Origin of the sequence: Psychrobacter sp. CCUG 69069 (assembly GCF_021023115.1) — a bacterium.
GTDB lineage: Bacteria > Pseudomonadota > Gammaproteobacteria > Pseudomonadales > Moraxellaceae > Psychrobacter > Psychrobacter namhaensis.
Window position 1 is genome coordinate 196,440 of record NZ_QQAI01000004.1, and the last position, 6,540, is coordinate 202,979.

A 6,540-nucleotide genomic window follows, 5' to 3' on the forward strand; every position below is an offset into this window, starting at 1 on the left:
AAAGCTGTCATAAAAGCAATCAACAAAACCTAAATAGAGACAATTTATCAGGATTTGCCGTTACTAAGCGCATCAGCGACATCTACAGATGTATCATTTGATGCTTGTTTTGCCCGTGATGTTGGATTAAATAAGTCGTTTACGCTATTTTTATAACCTTCAATATTGTGATAATCATATTTTTTTAATATGTCTTGTCCTGTGCTTGAGAGTAAAAAGTTGCGGAAGTTAACAGCGGCAGTATTGTCTGTCAAAATAACACCTTCAAGCGTTTTCTCGTCTCTCAACGCATAGTTGTAAGAGTTTAGGGTGCGTGAATTTGTATCATCTATCTTAGCCGTGTCGGTTTTACTGATCGCTTCTTCTTGATTGTTTTGAGCGGCTTGTAGCTCTGCTTGTAATGGTGCAAGTCGTTCTGTGGGCAGGCTATCATTAGCGATAATCATATCTACACCTACCACAAACTCTGAGCGCTCATCGTCACTAGAAGTGGCATTCGATAGTGTCAGAAGAGTATGAGCGGGTACGTAGCTTGCCTGCACTTGTACGTGAGGATAGCGAGACTCAAAGCTGACGACGACATCTTCTAAGGCTGCTTGTAAATTTTCTTCCGCTTGTATGTATAAGGTGCTGTTGGAGACGGCATTTTCCTCTTCTTCAGGCACTACGATAGGTTCTTTTTTGTTGGCCATGACAGGTAGGGGGTCTATGTTCTTACGATTATGAATCCATAACCAAGTGAAGACAGCAATGAAGAGTATCAAAAGCAGTAAAATCAGCCCAGCCAGTAGCAGCTTGTAGTCTTTCATAGGTGACCGCTCTTCTTGTTAGTTGGTTTATGTTAAACGTCAAATAAGACAGTGTACGTGACGTATGGCTTGGTTTAAATCTGCTGATGCAGCACTTCGTCTGCTAAGTCGGCCAGCATTTCTGCAAAAACATCTGTATTTTCAGAGGGTTTTATTGCCTGTTCACTGCTTTTATGACCAGTACCAGTACCGTCACCGGAGCGCGCGGGTTGATAGTTTGAAGGGGAAGTGGAGTGGTTGTCAATCGCTTTTGTAAGCGTTGTCGCTTGATGCGCTGCTAGTGGTGATTGCCCTGTGGTAAGTTTGTCTTTAAGCCACCTAAAGCCGTGTGCTTCCCACCATGCTTCAAAGCGTGGTAACGTACTGCCGCGCACTGCGTTCGGCAAATTTAGTGTCCGCAATTTTTTTGCCAACACAGGGTCGCTAATAGCCTGATGAATACTGAGATAGAGGGCACTGCTATCATCAGTAAATGGGCGCCTATTTTGCCATGACGTGTTATCAATTTTCATACGCGGCAACTGCCATAATTCACCACGATAGTAAACCACGTATAAACGTTGTTGAGGGTGAACGAAAATGGCATCAATAGGACGCAAGGGCATAGTGTTAAATTGTCTCGTTGATAAAAAGTTAAATGTACACAAGGCACAGAAGTGGCACTAAAAAAATCGTCATTCTCTCTTCTGTTAAGCGTGAGCTGTTGTTAAACATGAGCAGCGTAACAAGGCGACACCAGCCGTCGCAAGGTATTATAATACTGGTATCTACACTAGTAAACGATAACCATCAATGGCACACTGACAGTCAGCGCAGTTTTAATGCTCATCGTCAATGTCTGAGAACAATGAGCGTTGTCACTTTTTGTTTATAATCATCATGCTAGCAGAAATGCAATACCGTAACGACTGCCAAACATGTATTGATGAGTATCGTTTGTGGCTTGATCTTTATTTTTATCAACATCTTTAATCTTAGATTTTTTATCTTATCTACTTTAATTCGTGTTTGTTCGTCTCATTATTCTACCATTTCATCTAGATTATCCTCTATGTTTACTATTATTCAATCGCACCGTACCGAAAATCTTGTGGATCAATTGCTCTTGCAATATCAGTCAAAGGAACAATCTGTTTTTGAGCCTTTTATTGTCATTGTGCCCTCAATGGTATTGGGCGACTGGTTGGATAAGACGATTGCCAGTCGTGCTGGCATCAGTACGTTGGTGCGTACTAAATTTTGGGGTCAGTATCAGTGGACGCTGATGCAGGATGTGCTCACCCGTCATAACGCCTATTTGTTAGAGAATAACCCTGAAACAGCAGTTTTGAATGTGCCTGAAGTTGCCGTATTATCGCCGACAGTGATGCAATGGCGCCTGTTTGGGTATCTGACTTACTATCAAGAGTCGATTGTTAAAAATGAAGCGCACCCAGTACACCCGCTATTGGCGTCTTTGATTGAGGGGCCACAAGAAAATGTTAAACAAGACGCTCTACGACTAGACACGGCACAACAAGATAAGGCGCAGCAAGATGCGCGTATTTGGCAGCTGGCAAGTGATTTGACCCGAGTGTTTAACCGCTACTTAACCCACCGTGAGGATTGGTTAGCATTATGGTCAAATAATGAGCCACTTGATGTAGATGCACTGATAGCGGATAAAGACGCGTTATCACTGCGCTTTGACAAGTATGCACGCGGAACGCCTGAGTGGTTAATGGAGCATTATGTAGAGCTGGAAGTTGCGCAACGATTCTTATGGTCGCATCTGTTTGCCGATGTTCATCAGCACCGCGTGACCATTGAAGACAATTTCTGGTCAGCCTTAAAGCATAATAAGGCAAATGAGCGTGATCAATTGCCCAAGGTGCTGCGCATTTTTACCATTCAGCAACTGCCTCAGACCGAGCTTGATTTTTTACAGCGCTTATCGCAATACATGGACATCACATTATTACACTACAACCCCTCAAAGCTGTTTTGGGCAGATATTGTCGATAAGTCGTGGTTACAGCGTCAACAGATCATCAATCCTGAAAGTGTGTTTTTACGTGATTATGGGCATAGTTTGTTGTCGCGTTTGGGAAAACAGTCTCGCGATACCTTTGCCATGCTGGCGAATTTGTCAGGTAATGAGCAATATCAAGAGGCGCTTGTCGAATGGCAGGATAATTTTGATACTAGTTTTGATGAAACGGGTAATACTATTGATGGCAGCGTCTATGATGTTGATAGCGCTGATAGCTTTCAAGAGGCACAAAACACCTCAAGCTTATTGCGACGTTTGCAAAACGATGTGTTGATGCTGGATGAGCAATCGACCCAGCAGGCGACAGCGGCAAAAGTGTCAGAGGCCGTCAGTCAGCAAATAGAGTTGGGCTTTGAGCAAGAAGCGTCAGACACGCCATGGTACGACGATGACGTGCTAGAAAATAAGCGCTTTGAAAAGGATCGTTTTTGGGCCATATCATCGCAAGATAATAGCCTAAGCATTCATTCGTGTCACAATTTACAACGCCAGCTTGAAGTACTGCGTATTATGATTGGTCGCTGGCTAAATGAACCTATCCAAACGGGTGAGAAAAAACGCCACATATCCGATATTGTGGTGTTGCTACCGGATGTTGAGCGACATCATGCGCTCATTGGTTCTATTTTCGTCAGTGGTAAAGGTCAAGATGGTTTGACCTTGCCCGCAAAGGTAACGGGTGTTGTCGATACTGACATTCGTCAGCTATGGGAAGCGATTATTGGGTTTTACAAATTGTTGGGCAGTCATAGCGCCCGTTTTGAAGCAGCTGAGGTCTTAGACTGGCTGATGTTGCCTCCTTTGTTTGAAAGCTTTGGGCTGACTCATGAGCAAATGAGCCGTGGTTGTGATTTATTGGTAGAAGCGGGCTTTATCCGCGGCTTTGATGAGCGGCATCTTAAGCAAACCTTAGACGCTAATGACTACGATTATCGCTTTAGTTTTGCCCAAGCGTTAGACCGATTGGCCTTGGGGCTTGTGATGCCAGAGGCCAGTTTGAGTAATTGCTTATACCCTTTGCGTGAGGGTGAGTGGGCAAGTACGGCAATGCCTGAGATGAGTTTGCCATTGCCACAAGTGAGCCTAAATGATGCGATGATTGTGGAAGCGCTTAGCCGTATCTATGTAGGTTTGGTGGAACGACGTGACGATCATACCCAAAGAATGAAAGCGGAAGATTGGCTGGATCAGATTGAGACGCAAGTGATCCATCGCTACTTTGGCGATGTCGATCAAACGCGGACGATGCGTGCCATATATAATGCCATGAATGGCTTTAAATCAAGTTTGCGCGCCAATCGTCATTATAAACAGTACGCGAGCGGTGATAGCGCCAATAAGGAAGTGGAACAAAGGCTGGCAGGCGTTGAGCAGCTACCATTAAAGCTAAGTTTTATGCTAGATAGTATCGAAGACGAGTTAGAAAGTCAGCAAGTCAGTGCTGAGCCCACTGGCGTAATTACATTTGGTCGATTTGGTGCCCTTAGGAATGTGCCTTTTGAATTGGTGGTGATGCTTAATATGGATCTTTCTGAGTTTCCTGCGCGTGACCGTGATAACCGATATGACTTGATCAAAGCCACTAACGCTCGTCGCGGTGATAGAGTCAGCGAGGATGATGACAATGGGGCATTTTTAGATGCGATGCTGTGTGCACGTAGTGCGTGCTGGATATTCTACAATGGTCAAAGCCTGACGGATACGCATGAGCACTTACCAGCCAATCCAGTCAGTGAGTTGCTACAGTTCTTACAAGGTGAAGTACAGTGGCAAGTGAATTCACTTGACACCCTGCCTGAAAATATTGACCCAACGACCGAGAGTCTCAAACGCTATTTACCTAAGCTGATCAAACAATGGTTAGTGACTGAGCATCCCGCATTGCCTTTCCATCGCAGTTTATTTGAGACAGACATTGAAGGTACGGATGCTTCTGAGCAACAGACCAACATCAATGCCAATGAGCGTCAGTCCAATGATGATGCTCAGGATAGTGGCTCTATTAGTGTAGCGGATGAGCTGGGTATTTTATTAAATAAAGCCATGCGTAAAACCAAGCTGGCGCAGAAAAAACAATTTCCACCCGCGCCGCTATGGCAAGCTGTGTTTGATACCTTAAATGGTAGGATCGCGAGCGAGCACACGCAACTAGTTGGTCTGCCAACCAAAACACAGTACGGAGCAATCGCTACGATGCTTGGTCAAGGCTTGGGTCAACTGGGACAAGTAAATAATCAAACCTTATCTGTCTTGGCTGAGATGTTAGCGCTAGATGATACTTCTGATATCAGTGAGGCGACTAAAGCGATTATCCAATTTGTATTTAACATCGGGGAGATAGATATTGAAGGCAGCCTAGTTTATCAAGTACGTCACCCGGCCAAAGCATTTTTACGTACTCAAAAAGTGCATGTGGTGCAAGGCGAAGAAGCGTTGGCGCATCAAGAGCCACTGTTTTTAGACAGTTTGACGACTTATCAGATTAAAGCGCATTTGCTTAAGTCACTGGCGGCTAATGCAACCGAACAAAGTGATGGCAATGCAGCGATTGAAAATGCTAACGCCACTATGATGTACCAAAAAATGATGCCAGCAGGGGTGGCGCGCCAAACCACGCTACCCAATCAGCAACGAAAACTACAGCAGCAATGTGTGGAGTTCAAAGAGCAGTTAATTGCTAATGGTTTTGATGAGGGCAAAGAAGCGGCCACAGGTTTGCAGCTACTGACTGCAACGAGCGAGCATTCTGTGCAGCTAGAGCTAAAGTCGGTGATCAATAGGGTTAAGACTATTGATACTAATGAGTCAAGCTGTCAGACGGATATTGAAGCAATGCTGACACTGTTGCCAAAGGCTATTAAGATTAAAGGTCTGGTGCCGATAGATGCTCATAAGCAGGCAGGCGTATCTTATACTGAGCACTCACCAAAGCAGTGGTTAAATATTTTGCCAAATTCTGCGAGTCCCAGACACTTACTCAAGTTTTGGTTATCACATTTATACTGGCAAGTTGCCAGACGCACCACAGCTGAGCAAGTGGCATTAAACGATGGCACAAGTATTTGGCGCTTTAATAAAGCCAGCTCGCAAGTAGATAGCTATAAAAATACTATCGCATTCAAGCTAAGTCCTATTGCCTATGAATATGCGGTGATTGAGCTGATTAAGTGGGCGATTTTTGGCAACCTGTCAGGTCAAGTTCCTATTACGCTACTGCCTGAGTATGCACTCAACTACCTTGGCAAGCGTTCAAACGTTAAAGAAAACGAGGGCACAAATGGCGGCTATTGGCCAAAACGTGCAGATTTTTCCGACTGGTTAAGACCCAGTTATCATTCAGACACGGTATACGATAACTGCTCACAGCACGCCATTTGGCAATACCTATTGCGCGATCAAGACGCATTTAAAGCGCTAACAGCGGCCTTAACTACCTTGGCACAGCCGCTGTACGAGCCAATGTTTGTCGCACTAAACGGTTTAGATAATTAGCTAGGATGGCTACCGCCCAGTTTATTTCGCTGTTTATTTTGACCTGATAGATTTTGATTTCATAGATAATCATTAAAAGTACCCCACTCTCAACTTCGAAAGTGATTGAAAAAAGAAGAGCACCTCACTAATCTATTGTTTTCGACCAAGAATACAATGGAGTTGTGAGATGCCCATAGACGAATTTATCATCAATATCTATTTAAT

3 protein-coding genes are annotated in these 6,540 nt (G+C 44.2%); 1 reads left to right on the top strand and 2 read right to left on the bottom strand.

What is annotated here, in order from left to right:
• Positions 1 to 47: 47 nt before the first annotated feature.
• Positions 48 to 809: a hypothetical protein gene (locus tag DVY93_RS04860; protein ID WP_230709434.1), complete on the bottom strand. Its 762-nt coding sequence runs from the start codon at positions 807 to 809 to the stop codon at positions 48 to 50.
• Positions 810 to 883: 74 nt separating this feature from the next.
• Entirely contained in the window at positions 884 to 1,414 is a 531-nt protein-coding gene (locus DVY93_RS04865; RefSeq protein ID WP_193004949.1) for a hypothetical protein, read from the bottom strand.
• A 446-nt stretch (positions 1,415 to 1,860) separates the two neighbouring features.
• Between DVY93_RS04865 and DVY93_RS04870 the strand changes: the two genes are divergently transcribed.
• Positions 1,861 to 6,333, top strand: a complete 4,473-nt coding sequence (locus DVY93_RS04870; RefSeq protein WP_198333558.1) for an exodeoxyribonuclease V subunit gamma — start codon at positions 1,861 to 1,863, stop codon at positions 6,331 to 6,333.
• Positions 6,334 to 6,540: the final 207 nt, after the last annotated feature.

What these genes read in the sequence shown, in the direction of transcription:
- DVY93_RS04860 (WP_230709434.1), bottom strand. Translation starts at nt 809, where the DNA reads ATGAAAGACTACAAGCTGCTACTGGCTGGGCTGATTTTACTGCTTTTG.
- DVY93_RS04865 (WP_193004949.1), bottom strand. Translation starts at nt 1,414, where the DNA reads ATGCCCTTGCGTCCTATTGATGCCATTTTCGTTCACCCTCAACAACGT.
- DVY93_RS04870 (WP_198333558.1), top strand. Translation starts at nt 1,861, where the DNA reads ATGTTTACTATTATTCAATCGCACCGTACCGAAAATCTTGTGGATCAA.